This window comes from Streptomyces sp. R302 (assembly GCF_012927245.1).
Classification (GTDB): Bacteria; Actinomycetota; Actinomycetes; order Streptomycetales; family Streptomycetaceae; genus Streptomyces.
The window spans coordinates 71,137-94,350 of the sequence record NZ_JABBGE010000009.1 but is presented as its reverse complement, the minus strand read 5'-3'; the positions used below and the strand labels follow the sequence as shown (position 1 = coordinate 94,350).

General features: G+C 73.5%; 20 protein-coding genes. 10 read left to right on the top strand and 10 right to left on the bottom strand.

Going from position 1 to position 23,214, the window contains the following annotated elements; genetic code table 11:
* Window positions 1-26 precede the first annotated feature (26 nt).
* The gene (locus tag HHL19_RS26840; RefSeq protein WP_169092924.1) at window positions 27-854 is read left to right on the top strand and encodes a maleylpyruvate isomerase family mycothiol-dependent enzyme; all 828 of its coding nucleotides are present in this window, start codon (window positions 27-29) and stop codon (window positions 852-854) included.
* A gap of 15 nt (window positions 855-869) precedes the next feature.
* On the opposite strand, the gene HHL19_RS26835 is transcribed toward HHL19_RS26840, so the two are convergent.
* The 5 genes from HHL19_RS26835 to pdhA all read right to left on the bottom strand — a co-directional run bounded on the left by HHL19_RS26835 (window position 870) and on the right by pdhA (window position 6,461).
* On the bottom strand, window positions 870-2,162 hold the full coding sequence (locus HHL19_RS26835; protein ID WP_169092923.1) for an MFS transporter: 1,293 nt from the start codon (window positions 2,160-2,162) through the stop codon (window positions 870-872).
* Complete coding sequence (locus HHL19_RS26830; RefSeq protein WP_206325190.1) at window positions 2,159-2,809, bottom strand: GntR family transcriptional regulator; 651 nt, start codon at window positions 2,807-2,809, stop codon at window positions 2,159-2,161. Before HHL19_RS26830 ends, HHL19_RS26835 begins: the two co-directional genes overlap by 4 nt.
* A 91-nt stretch (window positions 2,810-2,900) precedes the next feature.
* On the bottom strand, window positions 2,901-4,283 hold the full coding sequence (locus HHL19_RS26825; RefSeq protein WP_169092921.1) for a dihydrolipoamide acetyltransferase family protein: 1,383 nt from the start codon (window positions 4,281-4,283) through the stop codon (window positions 2,901-2,903).
* Window positions 4,284-4,296: 13 nt separating this feature from the next.
* A complete protein-coding gene (locus HHL19_RS26820) occupies window positions 4,297-5,277 on the bottom strand; it encodes an alpha-ketoacid dehydrogenase subunit beta (protein WP_169092920.1) in 981 nt (326 codons plus the stop codon).
* Between the two features lie 2 nt (window positions 5,278-5,279).
* Complete coding sequence (gene pdhA / locus HHL19_RS26815) at window positions 5,280-6,461, bottom strand: pyruvate dehydrogenase (acetyl-transferring) E1 component subunit alpha (RefSeq protein WP_169092919.1); 1,182 nt, start codon at window positions 6,459-6,461, stop codon at window positions 5,280-5,282.
* A gap of 342 nt (window positions 6,462-6,803) precedes the next feature.
* On the opposite strand from pdhA, the gene HHL19_RS26810 reads away from it, so the two are divergent.
* The 3 genes from HHL19_RS26810 (at window position 6,804) to HHL19_RS26800 (ending at window position 9,083) form a co-directional block, all read left to right on the top strand.
* Window positions 6,804-7,463, top strand: coding sequence for a response regulator transcription factor (locus HHL19_RS26810; RefSeq protein ID WP_169092918.1), 660 nt, complete (start codon window positions 6,804-6,806; stop codon window positions 7,461-7,463).
* Window positions 7,464-7,619: 156 nt separating this feature from the next.
* Entirely contained in the window at window positions 7,620-8,051 is a 432-nt protein-coding gene (locus HHL19_RS26805) for a pyridoxamine 5'-phosphate oxidase family protein (protein WP_169092917.1), read from the top strand.
* A 15-nt stretch (window positions 8,052-8,066) separates the two neighbouring features.
* Window positions 8,067-9,083, top strand: a complete 1,017-nt coding sequence (locus tag HHL19_RS26800; RefSeq protein WP_169092916.1) for a phosphotransferase — start codon at window positions 8,067-8,069, stop codon at window positions 9,081-9,083.
* 25 nt (window positions 9,084-9,108) lie between these two features.
* Here the strand turns inward: HHL19_RS26800 and HHL19_RS26795 are convergent, their stop codons facing one another.
* Window positions 9,109-10,767, bottom strand: a complete 1,659-nt coding sequence (locus tag HHL19_RS26795; RefSeq protein ID WP_169092915.1) for a protein kinase — start codon at window positions 10,765-10,767, stop codon at window positions 9,109-9,111.
* A 293-nt stretch (window positions 10,768-11,060) separates the two neighbouring features.
* Between HHL19_RS26795 and HHL19_RS26790 the strand changes: the two genes are divergently transcribed.
* The 6 genes from HHL19_RS26790 (at window position 11,061) to HHL19_RS26765 (ending at window position 18,764) form a co-directional block, all read left to right on the top strand.
* A complete protein-coding gene (locus HHL19_RS26790) occupies window positions 11,061-12,713 on the top strand; it encodes a protein kinase (RefSeq protein ID WP_169092914.1) in 1,653 nt (550 codons plus the stop codon).
* A gap of 76 nt (window positions 12,714-12,789) precedes the next feature.
* Window positions 12,790-13,650, top strand: a complete 861-nt coding sequence (locus HHL19_RS26785; protein ID WP_169092913.1) for a hypothetical protein — start codon at window positions 12,790-12,792, stop codon at window positions 13,648-13,650.
* A 98-nt stretch (window positions 13,651-13,748) separates the two neighbouring features.
* A complete protein-coding gene (locus tag HHL19_RS26780; protein WP_240981892.1) occupies window positions 13,749-14,420 on the top strand; it encodes a PadR family transcriptional regulator in 672 nt (223 codons plus the stop codon).
* 87 nt (window positions 14,421-14,507) lie between these two features.
* The gene (locus HHL19_RS26775) at window positions 14,508-15,251 is read left to right on the top strand and encodes an ABC transporter ATP-binding protein (RefSeq protein ID WP_169092912.1); all 744 of its coding nucleotides are present in this window, start codon (window positions 14,508-14,510) and stop codon (window positions 15,249-15,251) included.
* Window positions 15,248-18,112, top strand: coding sequence for an ABC transporter permease (locus HHL19_RS26770; protein WP_169092911.1), 2,865 nt, complete (start codon window positions 15,248-15,250; stop codon window positions 18,110-18,112). The genes HHL19_RS26775 and HHL19_RS26770 overlap by 4 nt, the downstream gene beginning before the upstream one ends.
* A 97-nt stretch (window positions 18,113-18,209) precedes the next feature.
* On the top strand, window positions 18,210-18,764 hold the full coding sequence (locus HHL19_RS26765; protein WP_169092910.1) for a bacterial proteasome activator family protein: 555 nt from the start codon (window positions 18,210-18,212) through the stop codon (window positions 18,762-18,764).
* Between the two features lie 66 nt (window positions 18,765-18,830).
* On the opposite strand, the gene HHL19_RS26760 is transcribed toward HHL19_RS26765, so the two are convergent.
* From HHL19_RS26760 to HHL19_RS36875, 4 genes are read right to left on the bottom strand one after another with little or no spacing between them, the layout of a single operon-like run.
* A complete protein-coding gene (locus HHL19_RS26760; RefSeq protein ID WP_169092909.1) occupies window positions 18,831-19,811 on the bottom strand; it encodes an NAD(P)H-quinone oxidoreductase in 981 nt (326 codons plus the stop codon).
* A gap of 34 nt (window positions 19,812-19,845) precedes the next feature.
* The gene (locus HHL19_RS26755) at window positions 19,846-20,937 is read right to left on the bottom strand and encodes a potassium channel family protein (protein ID WP_169092908.1); all 1,092 of its coding nucleotides are present in this window, start codon (window positions 20,935-20,937) and stop codon (window positions 19,846-19,848) included.
* Entirely contained in the window at window positions 20,925-22,370 is a 1,446-nt protein-coding gene (locus HHL19_RS26750; RefSeq protein ID WP_240981911.1) for a molybdopterin molybdotransferase MoeA, read from the bottom strand. The genes HHL19_RS26755 and HHL19_RS26750 overlap by 13 nt, the downstream gene beginning before the upstream one ends.
* Window positions 22,286-23,212: a DUF6457 domain-containing protein gene (locus HHL19_RS36875; RefSeq protein ID WP_206325191.1), complete on the bottom strand. Its 927-nt coding sequence runs from the start codon at window positions 23,210-23,212 to the stop codon at window positions 22,286-22,288. The genes HHL19_RS26750 and HHL19_RS36875 overlap by 85 nt, the downstream gene beginning before the upstream one ends.
* Window positions 23,213-23,214: the final 2 nt, after the last annotated feature.

Here is a 23,214-nt window from a genome sequence, read left to right as displayed (position 1 = left end):
CGCACCGAAGAACGTCGAGGGGTCCCGTGACCGTCCATCCCAGCCTCCAGAACTACGCCGACGCCTGGACCCACTCCATCGAAGCGATAGCCGAGCTGGTGCAGCCGCTCGTGGAGGGCGAGTGGAACCGGGCGACCCCGTGCCCCGGCTGGTCGGTCCGCGACATCGTGTCGCACGTGATCGGCCTGGAGACCGAGATGCTCGGGGACCCGCGGCCGATCCACTCGCTCCCCCGCGACCTGTACCACGTGCGCAGCGACTTCGCCCGCTACATGGAGGTGCAGGTCGACGTCCGCCGGCACCACACGGCGCCGGAGATGACCTCGGAGCTGGAGTACGTCCTGATCCGCCGGGCCCGTCAGCTGCGCAACGAGACCCGCTCCCCCGACCACGTCATCCGGGCGCCGCTGGGCGGCGAGCAGACCCTGGAGCTGGCCTACCGGCTGCGGGCCTTCGACACCTGGGTGCACGAGCAGGACCTGCGGTTCGCGCTCGGCGTGCCGGGGAACCTGGACTCGCCGGGCGCGTTCGTGACGCGGGACCTGCTCCTGGCGGGGCTGCCGAAGGTGGTCGCGAAGGGCGCGGGCGCGCCGGCGAACTCGGCGATCGTGGTGGACGTGACCGGGCCGGTGGAGTTCCTGCGGACGGTGCGGGTGGACGCGGAGGGGCGCGGCTCGATCGACGGGGCGCCGTCGCTGGGCCCGGCGGTGACGCTGGCGACGGACTGGGAGACGTACGTGCGCCTGGCCTGCGGCCGGGTCCGGCCGGCCGAGGTGGCCGACCGGGTCAAGGTGGAGGGCGACCGGGACCTGGCCGACGCGATCCTCGACCACTTCGCGGTGACGCCGAACTAGATCCTGTCCGGCGGCTCAGACCGGCACGTGGACGGCCTCCACGCGGCTGGCGACGAGGCGTTCGCGTTCGCGCCGGTGGGTGCGGGACTTGAGGCGCAGGATCTGGACGACGCCGAGCGCTTCGAGGACGAAGACGGAGGAGAACGCGATCCGGTAGTCGTCGCCGGTCGCGTCGAGGAGCACGCCGACGGCGAGGAGCGTCGTCATCGAGGCGACGAAACCACCCATGTTGACGATGCCGGAGGCGGTGCCCTGACGCTCCGGCGGGTTGGCCGGGCGGGCGAAGTCGAAGCCGATCATGGAGGCCGGTCCGCAGGCCCCGAGGACCAGGCAGAGGGTGACGAGCAGCCACATCGGGGCGTGGTCGGCGGGGTAAGCGATCGTGGCCGCCCACAGCAGGGCGGTGGCGGCGACCGTGCCGAGGGCCAGCGGGGCGCGGGCGCCGCCGTGCCGGGCGATGATCTGGCCGTAGGCGAGGCCGACGGCCATGTTGGACAGCACCACGAGGGTGAGCAGCTCACCGGCGGTGCCCCGGTCGAGGCCCTGCGCCTCGACGAGGAACGGCAGCCCCCACAGCAGCAGGAACACCATCGCGGGGAACTGGGTGGTGAAGTGCACCCACAGGCCGAGCCGGGTGCCGGGCTCGCGCCAGGACTCGGCGATCTGCCGGCGGACGTAGGCGGCGCCCGCGTGCCGGACGGGAGCGGGCTCGTACCCCTCCGGGTGGTCCTTCAGGAAGAGCAGCAGCAGGACCAGGACGACAACGCCGGCCAGCGAGCTGCCGACGAAGGTGGTGGTCCAGCCGAGGCCGTGCAGCGCGCGGGAGAGGACCACGGTCGAGATCAGGTTGCCGGCCATGCCGATGAGGCCGGCGAGCTGGGCGATCAGCGGTCCCCGGCGGGCCGGGAACCAGCGTCCGCCGAGCCGCAGGACGCTGATGAAGGTCATGGCGTCGCCGCAGCCGAGCAGAGCGCGGGCGGCGAGGGCCATGGGATACGACGGCGAGAGCGCGAACCCCACCTGCCCCAGGGTGAACAGAACGACGCCGAGCGCGAGGACCTTCTTGGTGCCGAGCCGGTCGACCATGAGGCCGACGGGTATCTGCATGCCCGCGTAGACCAGCAGCTGGAGTATGGAGAAGGTGGAGAGCGCGGAGGCCCCCACGTGGAAGCGCTGGGCAGCGTCAAGCCCGGCGACCCCGAGAGAGGTCCGGAAGATGACGGCGACGAAGTAGACGCCGACGCCGACCCCCCAGACGAGGGCGGCGCGCCGCCCACCGGGCGGATCACCGGGCAGGGACGGCCTCACCGCCCCTCCCCCCGCACCAGCGCACCGACCCGCCCGAGGTGGCCGCGAACAGCGGCGGCGGCCCCCTCCGCGTCCCCGGCCTTCAGCCGGTCGAGGATCTCGGCGTGCTCGGCGATGTTCTGCGCGACCCGGTCGGGGTGCGCCTGCATCACGGCGACGCCCATGCGGAGCTGCCGGTCGCGGAGCTGGTCGTACAGTCGGGCCAGGATCTGGTTGCCCGCGTACCGGACGATCTCGGCGTGGAAGCACCGGTCGGTGACGGCGACCTCGGCGAGGTCCCCGTCCCCCGCCTGCCGCTGCTGCTCCTCCAGGAGTTCTTCGAGCCGGGTGAGGAGCGCGGGCGGAGCGGGCACGGCCTTGCGGACGGCGAACTCCTCGACGAGCAGCCGCGTCTCGACGACGTCGGCGATCTCCTGCGCCGACACGGCGAGGACGAGGGCCCCCTTCTTCGGGTAGAGCTTCAGCAGCCCTTCCATCTCCAGCTTGAGCAGCGCCTCGCGGACGGGCGTCCGGGAGACCCCCACGGCCTGCGCGAGCTCCCCCTCGGTGAGCAGGGTCCCGCCCTCGTACCGGCGGTCGAGGACCGCCCGCTTGACGTGGCGGTAGACCCGTTCGGCGGCGGGCGGCCGCTTGAGCGCTGATGGCATGCGCACAGCATAGATACAAGGCATGTACAACAAACAGGCCCGTCCGCGATGCGGACGGGCCTGTTTCACGTGAAACGTGGCAAGTGGTCCCTTACGACCAGGTCATGAGCCGCTTCGGCTGTTCCAGGATCGCGGCCACGTCGGCCAGGAACTTGGAGCCGAGCTCGCCGTCGACCAGGCGGTGGTCGAAGGAGAGGGCCAGCGTGGTGACCTGACGCGGCTTCACCTTGCCCTTGTGGACCCAGGGCTGGAGCTTGATCGCGCCGACCGCGAGGATCGCGGACTCGCCCGGGTTGAGGATCGGCGTACCGGTGTCGACGCCGAAGACGCCGACGTTGGTGATGGTGAAGGTGCCGCCCTGCATGGCCGCCGGGGTCGTCTTGCCCTCGCGGGCAGTGGCGACCAGCTCGCTCAGGGAGCGGGAGAGCTCCGGCAGGGTCTGGGCGTGCGCGTCCTTGATGTTGGGGACGATCAGGCCCCGCGGGGTGGCCGCGGCGATGCCCAGGTTCACGTAGTGCTTGAGGACGATCTCCTGCGCCGCCTCGTCCCAGGCCGCGTTGATCTCCGGGTTGCGGCGGACCGCGACCAGGACGGCCTTGGCGATGAGGAGGAGCGGGTTGATCCGCAGGCCGGCCATGTCCTTGTCGGCCTTGAGCTCCTCGACCAGCTTCATCGTGCGCGTGATGTCGAAGGTCACGAACTCGGTGACGTGCGGGGCGGTGAAGGCCGAGCCGACCATCGCCGCCGCCGTCGCCTTGCGGACGCCCTTGATCGGGACGCGGGTCTCCCGGGCGTCGCCCACTGCCACGGGGGCGGTGACGCCGACGGGCGCCTGGACCGCCGCGGGCGCCGGGGCCTCGACGGCCGGGGCGGGCGCCGGGGCGGCCGCGCGGTGCACGTCCTCCCGGGTGATGACCCCGTCCGGGCCGGTCGGGACGACCGAGGCCAGGTCCACGCCGAGGTCCTTGGCGAGCTTGCGCACCGGCGGCTTGGCCAGCGGACGCGGGCCGGCCGGGGCGTTCCCGTTCAGCTGCTCGGGGACCACCGCGACGGGCTCGGCGGCGGGGGCCGCGGGGGCCGCGGTCTTCCGCGCGCGGCGCTTGGTGGAGCTGGCGGCGACGCCGTAGCCGACGAGGACCGGCTGGCGGCCCTCGGGCTCGGGCTCAGGTGCCGGCGCCGGGGTCTCGACGGGGGCCGGTGCGGCCGGGGCCGGGGCCTCGGCGGGCGCGGCGCCGCCGACGTTCACCGAGATGATGACCTGGCCGACGTCGACCGTGGTGCCCTCGGGGAAGACCAGCTCGTGGACGGTGCCGTCGAAGGGGATCGGCAGCTCCACGGCGGCCTTGGCCGTCTCCACCTCGCAGACGACCTGCCCGTCGGTGACGGTGTCACCGGGCTGGACGTACCACTTGAGGATCTCGGCCTCGGTCAGGCCCTCGCCCACGTCGGGCATCTTGAATTCGCGGATCGTCATGGTGGTGCTCTCCTCAGTACGCCAGCGAGCGGTCGACGGCGTCGAGCACGCGGTCCAGGCCCGGCAGGTACTCCTCCTCCAGGCGCGCCGGCGGGTACGGCGCGTGGTAGCCGCCGACCCGCAGGACGGGGGCCTCCAGGTGGTAGAAGCAGCGCTCCGTGATCCGGGCGGCGATCTCCGCGCCGGAGCCGAAGAACACCGGCGCCTCGTGGACGACGACCAGGCGCCCGGTCTTCTCGACCGAGGTCTGGATGGTGTCGAAGTCGAGCGGGGAGACCGAGCGGAGGTCGACGACCTCGATCGACTTGCCCTCCTCGGCGGCGGCCGCGGCGGCCTCCAGGCAGGTCTTCACCATGGGGCCGTAGGCGACCAGGGTGAGGTCGGTGCCCTCGCGGGCCACGCGGGCCTTGTGGAGCTCGCCGGGGATGGCGTCGACGTCGACCTCGCCCTTGTCCCAGTAGCGGCGCTTGGGCTCGAAGAAGATGACCGGGTCGTCGCTCTGGATCGCCTGCTGGAGCATCCAGTAGGCGTCGGAGGAGTTCGCCGGGGTGACGACCTTGAGGCCCGCGACGTGCGCGAAGAGCGACTCGGGGGACTCGGAGTGGTGCTCGACGGCGCCGATGCCACCGCCGTACGGGATGCGGATGACGACCGGCATCTTCACGGTGCCGAGCGAGCGGGCCCGCATCTTCGCCAGCTGGGTGACGATCTGGTCGTACGCCGGGAAGACGAAGCCGTCGAACTGGATCTCCACGACGGGGCGGTAGCCGCGCAGCGCGAGGCCGATCGCGGTGCCGACGATGCCGGACTCGGCGAGCGGGGTGTCGATGACCCGGTCCTCGCCGAAGTCCTTCTGGAGGCCGTCGGTGATGCGGAAGACGCCGCCGAGCTTGCCGACGTCCAGGCCCATGACGAGGACCTTGGGGTCGGTCTCCAGGGCCTTGCGCAGCGACTCGTTGAGCGCCTTCGCGAGGGGAAGCTTCTGAACAGCCATGATTACTCGGCCTCTCCGTTCGCGAAGGACGCCTGGTAGGCGGCGAACTGCGCGCGTTCCTCGTCGACGAGCGCGTGCCCGTCCGCGTACGTGTGGTCGAACATCGCCATGTGGTCCGGGACCGGCATGGCACGGACGACCTCGCGGACGTGCTTGCCGAGGTTCTCGCTCTCGGCCTCCAGCTCCTCGAAGAAGGCCGCGTCGGCGTGGCCCTCGTTCTCCAGGTAGGCCCGCAGGCGCAGGATCGGGTCCTTCGCCTCCCACGCCTCGCGCTCGGCGTCCCGGCGGTAGCGGGTCGGGTCGTCGGAGGTGGTGTGGGCGGCCATCCGGTAGGTGAACGCCTCGATGAGCGTCGGGCCCTCGCCGCGGCGGGCGCGCTCCAGGGCCGAGCGGGTGACGGCCAGGCAGGCGAGGACGTCGTTGCCGTCGACGCGGACGCCGGGGAAGCCGAAGCCGCGGGCGCGCTGGTAGAGCGGGACGCGGGTCTGCTTCTCGATGGGCTCGGAGATCGCCCACTGGTTGTTCTGGCAGAAGAACACGACCGGGGCGTTGTAGACCGCCGAGAAGACGAACGACTCGTTGACGTCGCCCTGGCTGGAGGCGCCGTCGCCGAAGTAGGCGAGCACGGCGGAGTCCGCGCCGTCCTTGGCGATGCCCATGGCATAGCCGGTGGCGTGCAGGGTCTGCGAGCCGAGGACGATCGTGTACAGGTGGAAGTTGTTGCTGCTGGGGTCCCAGCCGCCGTTGTTCACACCGCGGAACATCCCCAGCAGGTTGGTGGGGTCGACACCGCGGCACCAGGCGACGCCGTGCTCGCGGTAGGTCGGGAAGACGTAGTCGTCGTCCCGCAGGGCCCGACCCGAACCGATCTGCGCGGCCTCCTGGCCGAGCAGCGAGGCCCACAGGCCCAGCTCGCCCTGGCGCTGGAGCGCGGTCGCCTCCGCGTCGAAGCGGCGGGTGAGGACCATGTCGCGGTAGAGCCCGCGCAGCTCCTCGGCGCTCAGGTCGATGTCGTAGTCGGGGTGCTGGACGCGTACGCCTTCGGGCGTCAGCAGCTGAACGAGCTCGGGCTCCCCGGCCGGGGCCTGGGCGGCCTTCTTTGCGCCGGCGCTGGCGCCGGTGGTGCGCTTGGCGCCGCTGCTGCGTCGCGTCGTCTTGCGCGCGGCAGTGCTCTCCACGGTCACGTGCGTGCTCCTCCGTCGGTCCGGCCCCCGGGTTCGCCGGTGGGCCAGTGCGGCTCTCCGCCTTATCCGTACCCTGCGCACGGGGTGGGTGCGACGCGGCCGGGGTCGGGCGTGACAGTTGTCCCGGCGAACGCCGTCAGAAGGCACGTTACCCATCACGCCGCATTCCTGCGAAACCCCTCTTGACCTGCGAATTTGCTTGGATTTCCAAGTAAATTCGGAAAAGCGGGAGCTCGCCCTGGTCAGCGCGTCGGGCAGCGGCCCGACACCCTCGTCGGAACATCCGGCACCGTAACCCGCGCACCCCGGGCACCGGAAGAGCCAATATGTGAGACTGACCGCGTGCGCGAAGAAGGAAAAATCCGGGTATTTCTGCTGGATGACCATGAAGTCGTCCGGCGCGGCGTCCACGAGTTGCTTTCCGTGGAGGACGACATCGAGGTGGTCGGCGAGGCCGGAACCGCGGCGGACGCCCTGGTCAGGATCCCCGCGACCCGCCCCGACGTGGCGGTGCTCGACGTGCGGCTGCCCGACGGCAGCGGTGTCGAGGTCTGCCGCGAGGTCCGCTCCCAGGACGAGTCGATCAAGTGTCTGATGCTGACCTCGTACGCGGACGACGAGGCACTTTTCGACGCGATCATGGCCGGGGCCTCCGGATACGTCCTCAAGGCCATCCGGGGCAACGAGCTCCTCAACGCGGTCCGGGACGTGGCGGCCGGCAAGTCGCTGCTCGACCCGGTGGCGACGGCCCGGGTCCTGGAGCGGCTGCGGGACGGCAACAACCCGAAGCGGGACGACCGGCTCGCCCACCTCACCGAGCAGGAGCGCAAGATCCTCGACCTGATCGGCGAGGGCCTCACCAACCGGGCCATCGGCGAGCGCCTCCACCTCGCGGAGAAGACCATCAAGAACTACGTCTCCAGCCTGCTGTCGAAGCTCGGCATGGAGCGCCGCTCCCAGGCCGCCGCGTACGTGGCCCGCATGCAGGCCGAGCGGCGCTGAGACCCGTACCGGGCCCGGCGGACCCCCGCCCGGCCCTGCGGTCTCACCCGGACGGAGCAGCCCGGGGCCCGCGCACGGCATTCGGGACCTACGTCCCCGCCGGCGCGGGGCCCCGGCCCCTTTCCCGACAGGGTGCCGGTGGCGGACAGTGGAGGCATGTCCACCGAGGAGATCCGCGCCATCGAACTGCTCGGCCGTGCACCGTACGGCCGGATCGCCACGAGCATGCGGGCGATGCCCTTCGTCGCGCCCGCCCGCCACATCGTCTCCGACGGCAGCGTCGTGATCCGCATGCACGAGGGGCTCGGCTACCACCAGGCGTGCAGCGGCAGCGTCGTCGCCTACGGGGCGGACGACCTCGATCCGGAGTCGGGCACCCTGTGCTCGGTGCAGTTCACCGGCACCGCCGAGATCGTCGAGCCGACCGAGACCGAGCTGGCCGCCTTCGGCCCCGAACCGCAGACCGTGGACGGCGAGCCCTTCGTCCCCGTCTACATGCGGATCGAACCCCAGTTCGTCACCGTGCACACCATCGACTACGGCCCCGCGGCCGCCTCCGCACCGCGACACCTCCACCACGCGGCGTGATCTAACATCTGCGGAGTGCCGCGCTCATCTGAACATTCCGCTCCTCCGGTCGGCGCCCTGCTGCGCCGCCATCCGCACGCCGGCGAGCCCCTGTCCTGCGTCCCCGTCACCGAGGGCCTGCTCAACCGCGGCTACCGCCTCGCCACCACCCGCGGCCGCTACTTCCTCAAACAGCACCTCGACGCCCCCACCGCCGACCGGGCCACCATCACCCGCCAGCACCGCGCCACCCAGCGGCTGCACGCCCTCGGCCTGCCGGTGGCCCCGCCGCTGCCCGACAGCCGTGGCCGCACGGTCGCCGTCATCGACGGCCGCTGCTACGCCCTGCACCCCTGGGTCGAGGGCCGGCACCGCGACGGCGCCCAGCTCACCGCCGGCGGCTCCCGCCGCCTCGGCGCCCTCCTCGGCCGCGTCCACACCACCCTCGACCGGGTCATGGAGCCCCCGCCGCCCGGCGAGCGGCACGACAGCGCCCGCCCCGAGGACACCTTCGCCGACATCGCCGAGCTGATCCGCCTGGCCCGCGCCCACCGCCCGTACGACGGCTTCGACGCCCTCGCCGAGCACCGGCTGCGGGAGCGGCGCCGGCTGCTCGCCCAGCACGCCCACCGGCGCCCTCCGGCGCCCGCCACGGCCGGCTGGGTACACGGCGACTTCCACCCGCTGAACCTGCTCTACCGGGGCGCCGAACCGGCCGCGATCGTCGACTGGGACCGCCTCGGCGTCCGCCCCCGGGCCGAGGAGGCCGTCCGGGCCGCCGCGATCTTCTTCGTACGGCCGGGCGGCGAGCTGGACCTGGAGAAGGTGCGGGCGTACGCGCGGGCGTACCGGCGGGCCGCAGGGGCCGACGGCGCCGAGCTGGCCGCGGCGGTGCACCGGGTGTGGTGGGAGCGGCTCAACGACTTCTGGACGCTGCGCTGGCGCTACCGGCTGAACGACCACAGGGCCGACCCGCAGTTCCCCGCGGTGTCGGCCCTGGCCGTGTGGTGGACCCGGGAGTACGACGCCGTCCGCGACGCCTTCGCCGCCTGACGCCCGCCGTCCCCCGGGGGCGCGGCTACGGGGTGGACCCCGTGTCGCCCTCCGGACCGCCGGTCGGCGGGACGTCCGGGTCGCCGTTGCCCCCGCCGGTCGGGTCGGGCTCGCCGGTGGAGCCGCCGTCCGTCGGGGCGGTCGTCGTGCCGCCCGTCGGGGTCGGCGCGGTCGTCGTGTCGTCGGTCGGGGTCGGCGCGGTCGTCGGCTCGTCCGTCGGCGTCGGCGCGGTCGTCGGCTCCTGCGTCGGGGTCGGCGCGGTCGTCGTCGGCGGGGTGGTCGGCGGCCACGGGTTCTGCGTGGCGCCACCGCCGCCGGTCGTCGACGGCTCGTAGGTCTCCTCGGACGGCTCCTCGGACGGCGGGGGCTCCTCGGAGGCCGTGGACGGCGTGGACGAGACCGTCGTCGGCGTCGTCACCGGCTTCTTCTCCTTGGTGCCGTCACCGGCCATCTGCACCGCGAAGACGACACCGGCGACGATCGCGACCAGCGCGAGCGCCGCGAACAGCACCCGCCTGGTCCGCCTGCCCCCGCCGCCGTCCTGGCCGCCGTAGCCGCCGTTCCCGCCGCCGGGGCCGTAGCCGCCGGTGCTGCCCGTGCCGTCGTAGTAGCCGCCGTCGTCCGGGTTGGGCGGCGGCAGGATCTGGCCCTGGGAGGTCTCGCCGAGCGGCGGGTGCCCCATGGCCATGGCCGTCGTCGCGGCCATGCCGTGGCCGGGGGTGTGCCCGCCCTCGTGCACGGCCACCGGGCCGGTGCTCCAGGTGCCGGTGTGGCCGCCCTGCTGCCGGAGCATCTCCAGGCCGTACTGGATCAGCCCGCGGAACTCCTCGGCGCTCTGGAACCGGTCGTCCGGCTCCTTCGCGAGCGAGCGCATCACCAGGCCGTCCAGCTCCGGCGGCGTCGAGCCGCGGACCTCGGACGGCGGGACCGGGATGTCCTGGACGTGCTGGTAGACCACCGACAGCGGCGTCTCGCCGGTGAAGGGGGGCCGCAGCGAGAGCAGTTCGTAGAGCAGGCAACCCGTCGCGTACAGGTCGGAGCGGTGGTCGACGGCCTTGCCGAGCGCCTGCTCCGGGGAGAGGTACTGCGGGGTGCCCATGACCATGCCGGTCTGCGTCATCGTCGCCTGCGCGCCGTGCAGCGCGCGGGCGATGCCGAAGTCCATGACCTTCACGGCGCCGGTGTTCGTGATGATGACGTTGGCCGGCTTGATGTCGCGGTGCACGATGCCGTGCTGGTGCGAGTACGCCAGCGCCTCCAGGACGCCGGAGACGATCACAAGTGCCTGCTCAGGCCCGGGCGCCTCCGTGCTGACCAGCAGGTCACGGATGGTGCGGCCCTCGACGAGCTCCATCACGATGTACGGCACGGGGCGGCCGTCCACGACGTCCTCGCCGGAGTCGTACACCGCCACGATCGCGTGGTGGTTGAGGCCGGCGACGGACTGCGCCTCGCGCGTGAACCGCGCCTTGGAGACCGGGTCCTCGGCCAGGTCGGAGCGGAGCAGCTTCACCGCGACGGTGCGGCCGAGCCGCACGTCCTCGGCGGCGAAGACCTCGGCCATGCCGCCGCGTCCCAGACGGTGCGTCAGGCGGTAGCGGCCGTCACCGACGACCCGCCCGAGCCCCCACGACTCCCCAGCGGCGCCCGGCACACCGCCACCTGCGTCGGATCCGGGTTCCATGAGTCCTCGCCGTCGTCTGTGCGTGCCGTGTGTCCAGTCGTCACGCTACAGGCTTCGTACGACAACACGGTCCGCGATGACCGGCCATCCAACCCTTCTCGTGTACGCCTGTGCAAATTCCGTGAGTTTCACCGGACCCCTGCGCGACGCGGGCGGTGCAGAGGGTCACGGAACGGGCACGCGGCTTGACGTGTCAGGGGCCTCGGGCAGACTTGGCGCAGAATCAAGCCGGATACGGACTTCCGGCCGGGAGACGACGGACCGACGCCGCGGGGCGCAGGGGGACAGCACACATGAGCCACGACGGCGCTCAGGGCGGCCGCTACGCGGGCGGTTCGGTCGCGAACGGCCGCTACCAGCTGCGCGACCTCCTCGGCGAGGGCGGCATGGCCTCGGTCTACCTCGCGTACGACAGCGCGCTGGACCGACAGGTCGCGATCAAGACGCTCCACACCGAGCTGGGCCGCGAGGCGTCCTTCCGCGAGCGGTTCCGCCGCGAGGCGCAGGCCGTGGCGAAGCTCTCCCACACCAACATCGTCTCGGTCTTCGACACCGGCGAGGACACCCTCGACGGCGGCATGATGCCGTACATCGTCATGGAGTACGTGGAGGGGCAGCCGCTCGGCTCGGTCCTCGCCTCCGACGTGCGCCAATACGGGGCGATGCCCGCCGACAAGGCGCTGAAGGTGACGGCGGACGTGCTCGCCGCCCTGGAGGTCAGCCACGAGATGGGCCTGGTCCACCGCGACATCAAGCCCGGCAACGTGATGACGACCAAGCGCGGCGTCGTGAAGGTCATGGACTTCGGCATCGCCCGCGCCATGCAGTCCGGCGTCACCTCGATGACCCAGACCGGCATGGTCGTCGGCACCCCGCAGTACCTCTCCCCCGAGCAGGCCCTGGGCCGCCCTGTGGACGCCCGCTCCGACCTTTATTCGGTCGGCATCATGCTCTTCCAGCTGCTGACGGGCCGCCTGCCCTTCGACGCGGACTCGCCGCTGGCCATCGCCTACGCGCACGTGCAGGAGGAGCCGGTCGCGCCGTCCTCGGTGAACCGGTCGGTGACGCCCGCGATGGACGCGCTGGTCGCCCGCGCGCTGCGGAAGAACCCGAACGAGCGGTTCCCGAGCGCCGCCGCGATGCGCGACGAGTGCCTGCGGGTGCTCTCGGCCGGCCAGGCCGCCGCCCCGGTGATCGTCGCCGGCGGCCCGGTCAGCAGCGGCTCGGGCGTCGGCTCGGCCGTCTTCCCGCCGGTCGGCCAGACCCCGCCGCCGCACCCGCCCGCCCCGCACGTCCAGCAGCCGTACCAGCCGCCGACGCCGCAGCCCGGCCCGTACGGCCCGCCGACCCCGGCGCCCGTCCCGGCACCCGGCCCGGGCTACGGCTACCCGCAGCAGGCGCCGGCCCCCGCGTACCAGACCCCGCCGCCCGTCTCCTACGCGCCCGCCCCCACCCCGGCCCCGGCCGCCCCGGCGCCGCGCCGGAACATGCCGGTCCTCGTCGGCGCGGTCCTCGTCGCCCTGATCGCCGTCGGCGGCACGCTCATCGCCCTCAAGCCGTGGGAGAAGGAGCAGGACCCGACCGCGGGCGGCACCGGCGGCCCGACCGGCGGCACCACCGGTCAGACCCAGACCCAGACCGACGCCCCCGGCCACAAGGGCCCGGACCTGTCGAAGACCATCGAGACGAAGAAGTGCACCCAGCCGCGGGAGTCGAGCGACGACCCCGAGAAGTTCGAGGTGCCGGACCTCACCTACAAGAACATCACCTCGGTGAAGGACTGCCTGCGGGCCGCCGGCTGGAAGGTCACCAAGGAGATCCCGGTGAACGAGAACACCTACGGCGAGGGCACGGTCCTCCAGCAGTACCCGAAGGCCGGCACGGACATCTCCGCGAAGGACGCCGAGTTCACCCTGGACGTCTCCACCGGAGACCCCCAGCAGTAACCGCCGGGATGCCGGACCCGTCCCGTTATGTGACGCTGAGTCGGACACCTCGGCGGCACGGCAGGGAGGGTTCCCGGTGGCTCCCACACACGGCGGAAGCGGTGGCGTACGAGTCCGCGGGCAGGTGCGGATGCGGGACCTCGGGTCCCGTACCGCCCTCCGCACCGCCGCGCTCGCCCCCGCCCTGGCCTGCGCCTTCACCCTGTACGGCGGCACCGGCGCGGCCGCCCAGGGCCCCACCGCCGGGCCCACCGCGCCCGGCGCCTCGAACCCCGCCGCGCCGTCCTCCCCGGCCGCCCCGCCCACCGCGACCGGCGGCCCCTCCGCCACCACCCGGCCGGGCACGCCCCCGGGACCCGGCGCCACCGGCCGTCCCCCCACGTCCGGCCCCACCGGGACCTCCACCACGGCGTCGCCCACGCCCACCGCGAGTCCCACCGCCTCCGCCTCCGCCCGGGCCGGCGCGCCCCGGCCGGGGAAGCCCGCCGCCCGCACCAGCGACGCGCCGGAGCCCACCGGCTCTCCCTCCCGCGCCGGGCGGCCCGCGGGCGAGGGCCGCCCCAAGCCCGGCCGGGCCGAACCGGCGACACCGACACCGACCCCGACCGTCACGGAGACCACGGAGACCACGAAGGCCCCGGAGGACACAGAGGGCACGGAGGCCACGGAGAGCTCCGCCACACCCTCACGTGACAGAACCGCAACAGAATCCGCCGCCGACCGCCTCCCCGAGGAGGACGCGGAGGTACCCGGGGAGGACACCGCCGCCCGCCCCGAAGCGGCCCGCGCCACCCGCCCCGCCGCCGCCCCGCAGCTCGCCGTGGGAACCCCCGGAACCGCCTCCGACCAGCCCGTTCCCCTGCTCACCCTCGGCGTGGGGCTCACCCTGATGGGGCTCGGCCTCGGCTTCCTCGGGCTCCGGCTCCGCCGCCGCTGACGGCTCGTCCGGCCGCACCCGCTCCCTCCTGAGGCGGACCCTCCGCATCCCCCTCAGGACGGTTGCCGCCCTCGGCATACCCGGTATACATACTCGGTATGTCGATCCGCCACGGGCTCCTCGCCCTCCTCGAACACGGCCCCCGCTACGGCTCCCAGCTGCGCACCGAGTTCGAGTCCCGCACGGGCTCCACCTGGCCCCTCAACGTCGGGCAGGTCTACACGACCCTCGGCCGGCTCGAACGGGACGGCCTCGTGACCCAGAACGGCGAGGACGGCGCCGGCCACGCGCTCTACGCGATCACCGACGCCGGCCGCACCGAACTGCGCACCTGGTTCGAGCAGCCCGTCGACCGCACCAGCCCCGCCCGCGACGAGCTCGCCATCAAGCTCGCCATGGCCGTCGGGGCGCCCGGCGTCGACATCCGCGAGGTCATCCAGTCCCAGCGCCGCCACACCGTGAAGGCCATGCAGGACTACACCCGCCTCAAGGCCCAGGCCCTCGCCGCGCTCGAAGGCACCGGCAGCCGCGAACGCGACGACGTCGCCTGGCTCCTCGTCCTGGAACAGCTGATCTTCCAGACCGAGGCCGAGGCCCGCTGGCTCGACCACTGCGAGTCCCGGCTGATCCGCCTCGCCGCGACCGCCCCCGCGGCCACGGCCGCCACGCCCCCCGCCCCGCCCGGGCCCGGGGCGGGGACGGGGCCGGGGGCCGTGGGGGCCGGGTCGGGGGCGGCTCCGGGGGGCGGGGCCGTGGGCCGGGCCCGCTGACCGGGGCCCGAGCCCCCGTACGACCGTCTCCGTTCTTCCATCACACCGCTCACCGTGCGTTCTCCGCGCACCCTAGGGGGACCCTTCATGTCCACACCGCTCGCCGCGCAGCCCGTGCTGCGCCTGCAGAACCTGACCCGGGTCCACGGGTCCGGCGCCACCGAGGTGCACGCCCTGCGCGGCATCGACCTCGACGTGCACCCCGGCGAACTCGTCGCCGTCATGGGGCCGTCCGGCTCCGGCAAGTCCACGCTCCTCACCATCGCCGGCGGCCTCGACACCCCCACCTCCGGACAGGTCATCGTCGAGGGCACCGACATCACCACCGCCGGCCTCAAGGAACTCGCCGCCCTGCGCCGCCGCAGCGTCGGCTACGTCTTCCAGGACTACAACCTCATCCCCGCGCTCACCGCCGCCGAGAACGTCTCCCTGCCGCGCGAGCTCGACGGCATGTCCGCCCGCAAGGCGCGCGTGGAAGCCCTCGCCGCCCTGGAGGAGATGGGCCTCGGGCACCTCGCCGACCGCTTCCCCGACGAGATGTCCGGCGGCCAGCAGCAGCGCGTCGCCATCGCCCGCGCCCTCGTCGGCGACCGCCGTCTCGTCCTCGCCGACGAGCCCACCGGCGCCCTCGACTCCGAGACCGGCGAATCCGTCCTCGCCCTGCTCCGCTCCCGCTGCGACGCGGGCGCCGCCGGCGTCCTCGTCACCCACGAGCCGCGCTTCGCCGCCTGGGCCGACCGGGTCGTCTTCCTGCGCGACGGCGCCATCGTCGACCAGACCGTGCGCAGCGAGGCCGACTCCCTCCTGACGGGCCGGGTGGCGGAGGCGTGAAGACCTGGCTCCACTCCTGGCGGGCGGCAGTCCGCATCGCCCGCCGCGACGCCTGGCGCGCCAAGGGCCGCAGCTCGCTCGTCCTCGCGATGATCGCCCTCCCCATCCTCGGGGTCAGCGCCGCCGATCTCACCATCCGCAGCTCCGAACTCTCCGTCACCGAACGCCTGGAGCGGTCGATCGGCGCCGCCGACGCCGCCTTCCGCGACCCCGGCTTCGGCGGTGTCCCGGTCCACCAGACGCCCGCCGGCGACAACGTCTACCCGGCGAGGGAACCCGCGGACAACGAGCCCTGGCCGAGCGGCTCCACCGACCCCGGCAAGGTCATACCGGCCGGCGCCCGCTGGATCACCGACACCCAGGGCGCGGCCAAGCTGACCACCGTGCACGGCCTCCTCCAGACCGACGTCCGGGAGCTGAAGGCCGACGACCCGATGGCCAGGGGCATCACGACGCTCCTCGACGGGCGTTACCCGCGGAAGGCCGACGAGGTCATCGCCACCTCGGCGTTCCTGGAGAAGAGCGGGCTCTCGGTCGGCTCGACCGTTTCCGCTCGCAATTTCGACCGTCCGTACCGGATCGTGGGCTCCTACGAACTGCCCGACGAACTGAAGATCGCGCAGATCACCGCGCTGCCCGGCGCCTTCCTCGCCCCGTACGGGAAGGCCGCGGAGAAGGCGGGGGCGCTCGCGCCCGGCTCCTCCACCTCGTACCTGGTGCAGCGCTCCGGTGGTTTCACGTGGAACGACGTACAGGCGATCAACGCCAAGGGCGTCATCGTCACCTCTCGTGCCGTCCAGCTGAACCCGCCCGCCGACTCCGAGGTCCCGCTCTACCAGCAGGACGGCTGGGGCAACTTCGAGTCCAGCGACGGCGCCGACGCCATGCTCCTCGCCTCCCTCGCCACCGTCGTCGGCCTGGCGATGCTGGAGATCTGCCTGCTCGCCGGACCCGCCTTCGCGGTCGGCGCCCGCCGCTCCCGCCGCCAGCTCGGCCTGGTCGGCGCCAACGGCGGCTCCCGCAGCCACATCCGCGCCATCGTCCTCAGCGGCGGCCTCGTCATCGGCGTCTCCGCCGCCGTCGTCGGCACGGTGCTCGCCCTGGTCCTCACCCTCGTCCTCCAGCCGTTCCTGGAGGACTTCCTGGGGAAGCGGTTCGGCGCCTTCGACGTCCGGCCGCTCGAACTCCTCGGCATCGCGCTGCTCGCCGTCCTCACCGGTCTGCTCGCCGCCATCGTCCCGGCCGTCACCGCCTCCCGGCAGACCGTGCTCGCCTCGCTCACCGGCCGCCGCGGCGTCCGCTCCACCAGCAAGGTGCTGCCCGTCATCGGCCTGGTCGCGCTGCTCCTCGGCGCGGCGATCGCCCTCTACGGCTCCGTCGTCACCGACCAGTTCATCATCGTGGCCGGCGGCTCGGCCATCGCCGAGCTGGGCGTGGTCGCCATGACCCCCGCCATCGTCGGGCTCTTCGGGCGGGTCGGCCGCTGGCTGCCGCTCTCCCCGCGGCTCGCGCTCCGCGACGCCGTCCGCAACCGGGGCCGTACGGCTCCGGCGGTCGCCGCCGTCCTCGCCGCCGTGGCCGGCACCGTCGCCGTCGCCACGTACACGTCGAGCAGCGACGCCCAGTACCGGGCCGAGTACACCGCCAGCCTGCCGCACGGCGCCGTCTCCTTCTTCCAGATGGAGGAGGGCGGCCGGGACGTCCCCGCCGTCGCCGACGCCGTCCAGCGCTACTTCTCCGTCGAGACCCGCGCCGACGTCTCCCGCGTGGCCGTCGGCAAGCCCGGCTGCCCGGCCTGGGGCGGCGGCGACGGCTGCGGCCAGTACGAGCTGCTCACGCCGCCCGCCAACGTGTGCCCGATGTGGGTCGCCACCACCGACGGCAGCGACCCGTCCGAGAAGTTCACCCCCGAGCAGCGGCAGAAGCTGCTGCGCGAGGACTGGCGCTGCGCGCAGACCTCGGGCGGCGGGGTCTACGTCGACGGCGGGCTCCTCGTCGGCGACGCCCGCCTCCTGAAGGTCCTCGGCATCGACGACTCCGGCGCCGCCCAAGCCCTCGCCGACGGCAAGGCCGTCGTCTTCTCCCGGCCGCTGGTGGACAAGGACGGCGCGATCGGCATCAAGCAGATCACCGACATGAAGGCCGCCGAGAAGGCCGTGTCGCAGAACAAGCCCTCCCCGGGCAAGGTCTCCCGCGTCTCCGCCCACCTGGTGTCCGGCGACCCGAAGACCTACGGCCTCCAGGTCCTCATGACCCCCGCGGCCGCCAAGGCCGCCGGCCTCGCCACCGTGCCCGCCGGCGCCTACTTCAGCACCGACTCCCTGCCCGGCAGCGAGCAGCGCCAGAAGCTCGACGCCGAACTGGCCACGATCGGCGCCGGGGTGGACCTCACCGTCGAGGAGGGATACGTCTCCGACGACAGCATCTTCCTCCTCGCGCTGACCGTCTTCGCCGGCCTGGTCACCATCGGCGCCGCAGGCATCGCCACCGGCCTCGCGCAGGCCGACGCCGAGGCCGACCTGAAGACGCTGGCCGCCGTCGGCGCCCCGCCGCGCGTCCGACGCACCCTCAGCGGCTTCCAGTGCGGGGTGGTCGCCGCGATGGGCGTCGTCCTCGGCTCGCTCGCCGGACTGCTCCCCGCGATGGGGCTGCGGCTCACCGAGGGACGCGAGCAGACCCGCTTCCACGAGCAGATGGTCGCGGACGGCTGGGCCGGCGACCTCACCCCGCCGTACGTGCCGATCGTGATCCCCTGGGAGACGCTGGCGGCGCTGCTCGTCGCCGTCCCGCTCGGCGCCGCCCTGCTCGCCGCGCTGGTGACCCGTTCGAAGGGAGCCGTCGCCCGCCGCGAGGCGACCTGACGTCTTTCCGCGGCCGACCGTGCCCGGGGAGGAGGGTGGATCACCCTTCTCCCCGGGCACACCTGGTGGTGAAGCGTGTGTGCGAGAGAATGGCGGCATGGAGATGCCGAGGAATGACAGGTCGCCGGAGAGCCCCCAGGTCCTCATCGTGGGACAGGACGGGATGGCACTCGGCGGCGCCCAGGGCGACGACGAAACCCGCGAGGTCCCGGTGACGGAAATGGTCGAACAGCCGGCGAAGGTCATGCGGATCGGCAGCATGATCAAGCAGCTTCTGGAGGAAGTTCGGGCGGCACCTCTCGACGAGGCCAGCCGGGTCCGGCTGAAGGAGATCCACGCGAGCTCGGTGAAGGAGCTGGAGGACGGTCTCGCGCCGGAGCTCGTCGAGGAGCTGGAGCGGCTCTCGCTCCCCTTCACCGACGAGGCCATCCCCTCCGAGGCGGAACTGCGCATCGCGCAGGCCCAGTTGGTGGGGTGGCTGGAGGGCCTCTTCCACGGCATCCAGACCGCGCTGTTCGCCCAGCAGATGGCGGCCCGCGCCCAACTGGAGCAGATGCGGCGGGCCTTGCCCCCCGGCGCCTCGCACGAGGACGACGACGAGCCCGACGGCCGCGGTCACGGACGCGCGGTCGGCTCGGGGCCGTACCTGTAAGGCGGTCGTACGAGGGAGGGCCCGGCGCTTCGGAGGCGCCGGGCCCTCTCGCGTACCGCCGCGCTCCTACGGGGCGAGCAGCAGGACCTTGCCGACGTGTGCGCCGGACTCCAGCACGCGGTGGGCCTCGGCGGCCTCCGGCATCGGGAGCGTCCGGTCGACGACCGGGCGGACCGTGCCGCCCTCGACCAGCGGCCAGACGTGCTCGCGGACGGCGGCGACGATCGCCGCCTTCTCCTGGAGCGGGCGGGCGCGCAGGGTGGTCGCCATCACGGCGGCCCGCTTCGCGAGGAGCGCGCCGAGGTTCAGCTCGCCCTTGACGCCGCCCTGGAGGCCGATGATCACAAGGCGGCCGTTCACCGCGAGGGCCTGGATGTTCCGGTCCAGGTACTTGGCGCCCATGATGTCCAGGATCACGTCCGCGCCCGCCCCACCGGTGGCCTTGTGGAGCTCCTCCACGAAGTCCTGGGCGCGGTAGTCGATCAGCACGTCCGCGCCGAGCTCGGCGCAGCGGGCCAGCTTCTCCGGGCTGCCGGCCGTGACGGCGACCTTCGCGCCGACCGCCTTGGCCAGCTGGATCGCCATCGTGCCGATGCCGCTCGCCCCGCCGTGCACCAGGAGCGTCTCCCCGGGCCGCAGGTGGGCGATCATGAAGACGTTGGACCAGACCGTGCAGGCGACCTCGGGGAGCGCCGCCGCCGTGGCCAGGTCGACGCCCTTCGGGACCGGGAGCAGCTGGCCGGCCGGGACGGCGACCCGCTGGGCGTAGCCGCCGCCGACGAGCAGCGCGCAGACCTCGTCGCCGACGGCCCAGCCGGAGACCCCGGGGCCGAGGGCGGTGATCCGTCCGGCGCACTCCAGGCCGGGGTAGGGCGAGGTGCCGGGCGGCGGGTTGTAGAAGCCCTGCCGCTGGAGGACGTCGGCGCGGTTGACGGCGCTCGCCACCACCTCGACGAGGACCTCGCCCTCGCCGGGCACGGGATCGGGCACCTCGGCCCAGACGAGGGCCTCGGGGCCGCCGGCTTCCGGAATCGTGATCGCATGCATGGGCGCGAGGCTACTCCCGGTCGGATGGCGGTGCTCAGTCCTCCGGGGGTGTGGTGAGGGGGATGCGGGGGGTGGCCCGGACGATGGTGATGACCCGGTCCGTGAGCTGGAGGGGGCTGGCCGCCGGGTCGTCGTAGCCGAGCAGCCGGTGGCCGCGCAGCACGCTCACCACCAGGTCGTCGGTCTCCCGGACGCTGCGGCCCGCCTCCGCCTTGGTCACCGGACGCTCGACCAGGTCGAGGCCGGAGCCCTGCTGGATCAGGTCCTCCATGACCGTGCCCGCGCTGGGGCTGAGCACGGAGAGGCCGAGGAGCCGGCCGGCGGCGGAGGCGCTGGTGATGACCGCGTCGGCGCCGGACTGGCGGAGCAGCGGCGCGTTCTCCTCCTCGCGGACGGCGGCGACGATCTTCGCGCCCCGGTTGAGCTGGCGGGCGGTCAGGGTGACCAGGACGGCCGTGTCGTCGCGCTGGGTGGCGATGACGACCTGCCGGGCCCGCTGGACCTCGGCCCTGAGCAGCACGTCGCTGCGGGTGCCGTCGCCGACGACGCCGACGAAGCCGTCGACGTTCGCGGCCTCGATGACCTTGCCGGAGGGATCGACGATGACGATCTGGTCCTTGCGCAGGCCGGTGGCGCAGAGCGTCTGGATCGCGGACCGCCCCTTCGTCCCGAAGCCGACGATGACGGTGTGGTCGCGCAACTGGGACCTCCACTTCTTGAGGCGGAACTCCTCCCGGGTCCGCTCCGTGAGGACCTCGAGAGTGGTGCCGACCAGGATGATCAGGAAGAGCACGCGCAGGGGCGTGATCACCAGGATGTTGACGAGCCGCGCGGAGTCGCTGAACGGGACGATGTCGCCGTATCCGGTGGTGGAGAGGGTGACGGTCGCGTAGTAGGCGCAGTCGAGGAAGTCGACGGTCTCGTCGGCGTTGTCGTGGTAGCCGTCGCGGTCCACGTAGACGATCAGGATCGTCAGGAACAGCACCCCGAGGGCCATGAGGAGACGCCGGCCGACCTGGCGGAGCGGGTCCACGGAGCGCCGGGGCAGATGGATCCGCGCACCGGTGACCTTCTCGTCGGCATGGCGGGCCATGACGTCACGGCTGGGAAGTTTCACGTGAAACATGCTCCTTGAGCGAACGGCGGCTCGGTCGGCCAGGGGAGGGCGAGCAGCTCGAGGCGCTGTCCGGGCTCGGCTCCGCCGGGCGGGACCACGGCCATGGCGTCGGCGGCGGCGATGCCCCGCAGCATGGCCGGCCCGTTGTACCGCAGGGGCACGACGAGCCCGTCCCGGTGGACGACGGGTACGAGCCGGGTGTCGTACGGGTGGCCCTGCACGGGGTCGCGGAGGGGTGCCCCCGCCGTGGGGGGCTCGTCCGGTGCCGGCGTGGCGGTCAGGGCGGCCAGCAGCGGCGCGGCGAGGGTGAGGAGGCCGGAGACGGCGGCCAGGGGGTTGCCCGGCAGTCCGACGAGATGGCGTCCCGCGTCCAGCCGGGCGAGCAGCATCGGGTGGCCGGGGCGGACCTTCACCCCGTCGACCAGGAGGGTCGCGCCGGCCTTGTCGAGGACCGGATGGACATGGTCCACGGGTCCGGCGGCGGTTCCTCCGGTGGTGACGACGAGGTCGGCGGCGGAGGTGGTGACGGCCGTGTACAGGGCCTGGGCGTCGTCGCCGATCCGGCGGGTCGCCAGGACCTCGGCACCGAGGGCGGCGAGCCAGGGCCCGAGCATCGGGCCGAGCGCGTCACGGATCAGCCCCTCGTGGGGGAGCCCGGACGTCAGCAGTTCGTCGCCGAGGACGAGGACCTCCACCCGGGGGCGGGGCGCCACGGCGAGCGCGTCGTATCCGGCGGCGGCGGCGAGACCGAGGACGGCGGGGCCGACGGGGGAGCCCGCGGGCAGCAACTCGTCTCCGGCCCGGCACTCCTGACCCCGGGGACGGATGTCCTGACCGGTCACGACCTCCCGGAGGGGGTACAGCAGAAGCGTTACGGCCCCGGGGCGGCCGGCCTCGGGTTCGGCTTCGGGGTGGTCGACCTCGGGGTGGTCGGCTTCGGGGTGGGAGTGCTCGGTGCGGGAGTGCTCGGTGCGGATGACGGCGGTGGCGCCGGCGGGGACGCGGGCGCCGGTGGCGATCCGTACCGCCTCCCCGGGGGCGAGGGCGGCGGCCCCGGCGTGCCCGGCGAGGACCGCCTCCTCGCGCACCGTCCAGGGCCCCGGTCCCGCGACCGCCCAGCCGTCCATGGCGGAACTGTCGAAGGAGGGCAGATCGGTGAGCGCCCGCAGCGGTTCGGCGAGGGTGCGTCCGAGTGCCTGCCCGAGCGGCACGCGCACCGCCGGACGCTCCACCGCCGCCCGCGCCGCGTCCCCGGCCCGGGCGGCCAGGGCGCGCGCCTCGGGCCAGGGAGCGGCGCGATGGTGCCCGTGCGTGGGTCCGGGCGCCGGGGCGGGGGGACCGGCGGGTTGTCCGGGAGTCATCCGGCCTCGTTCTTCTCTGCCTGCTCGCCCTGCTTCGCCTGCTCGCCCTGCTTCGCCTGCTCGGCCTGTTCGGCTTCCCAGCGGAGGGCGAGCGCGGTGGCTCTGCGGGAGGCCTCGGCCACGGCTTCGGCGGGGGCCGTACCGCCCTGCGCGGCCCGGGCCGCCGCGTAGCCGACGAGGAAGGTCGTCAGGGGCGCGGCCGGGCGGGCGACGCCGTGGGCGGCGTCCCGGGCCAGGTCGAGCAGGACGCCGGTGTCGACGTCCAGGTCGATGCCCAGTTCGGTCTTGACTGCGGTGATCCATTCGTCCAGCACGGATCCATGGTCCCTGATGCGCGTCCGGGCCACGGCGATGTCCTCCCAGGTGTCGCAGTCGAACGAGGCCGCGGGCTCGTCCGCCCCCACCGGGACCCGGACGAGGCGCAGCCCCCCGAGGAGCGCCCGCAGCGGCAGATCGTCGAGGTCACCGCGCGCCTGCCGGAGCCCGTCGAGCTCCCGGCGCAGGGCTTCGCCCCGGTAGGCGGCGACGAGCGGCTGCTCCCGGCCGTCCCCGTCGACGAGCAGCGCCCCTTCGGCACCCGGCTCGGCGTCGAGGGCGGCGAGGAGCCGCAGCAGCGTCCCCTCGCCGAGGAACGGCAGGTCGGCGGAGAGCGCGAGCAGGACGCCGGGGTCCCCGAGCGCGGTGATCCCGGCGGCGAGGGCGGCCACCGGCCCCGTCCCGATCCGCTCCTCGCGGGTCCAGCCGACGGGCCGGGCGGTCGGGCGCGGGTCGCCGACGACCACGGTCCGGCGCGCCCCGGCGCAGGCGGCGAGCACCCGGTCGAGCAGGGTCCGCCCGCCGACCCGTACTCCTGGTTTGTCCGCACCGCCGAGGCGCCGCGCGGCGCCTCCGGCGAGCACGACGGCGTCGAATGCGGTGGTCACCC

Excerpts from the sequence above, each read along its gene's own strand:
- HHL19_RS26830 (WP_206325190.1), bottom strand. The coding sequence starts at position 2,809 with ATGCCATCAGCGCTCAAGCGGCCGCCCGCCGCCGAACGGGTCTACCGC.
- HHL19_RS26825 (WP_169092921.1), bottom strand. The coding sequence starts at position 4,283 with ATGACGATCCGCGAATTCAAGATGCCCGACGTGGGCGAGGGCCTGACC.
- HHL19_RS26820 (WP_169092920.1), bottom strand. The coding sequence starts at position 5,277 with ATGGCTGTTCAGAAGCTTCCCCTCGCGAAGGCGCTCAACGAGTCGCTG.
- HHL19_RS26805 (WP_169092917.1), top strand. The coding sequence starts at position 7,620 with ATGTCCACCGAGGAGATCCGCGCCATCGAACTGCTCGGCCGTGCACCG.
- HHL19_RS26795 (WP_169092915.1), bottom strand. The coding sequence starts at position 10,767 with ATGGAACCCGGATCCGACGCAGGTGGCGGTGTGCCGGGCGCCGCTGGG.
- HHL19_RS26790 (WP_169092914.1), top strand. The coding sequence starts at position 11,061 with ATGAGCCACGACGGCGCTCAGGGCGGCCGCTACGCGGGCGGTTCGGTC.
- HHL19_RS26780 (WP_240981892.1), top strand. The coding sequence starts at position 13,749 with ATGTCGATCCGCCACGGGCTCCTCGCCCTCCTCGAACACGGCCCCCGC.
- HHL19_RS26775 (WP_169092912.1), top strand. The coding sequence starts at position 14,508 with ATGTCCACACCGCTCGCCGCGCAGCCCGTGCTGCGCCTGCAGAACCTG.
- HHL19_RS26765 (WP_169092910.1), top strand. The coding sequence starts at position 18,210 with ATGGAGATGCCGAGGAATGACAGGTCGCCGGAGAGCCCCCAGGTCCTC.
- HHL19_RS26760 (WP_169092909.1), bottom strand. The coding sequence starts at position 19,811 with ATGCATGCGATCACGATTCCGGAAGCCGGCGGCCCCGAGGCCCTCGTC.
- HHL19_RS26755 (WP_169092908.1), bottom strand. The coding sequence starts at position 20,937 with ATGTTTCACGTGAAACTTCCCAGCCGTGACGTCATGGCCCGCCATGCC.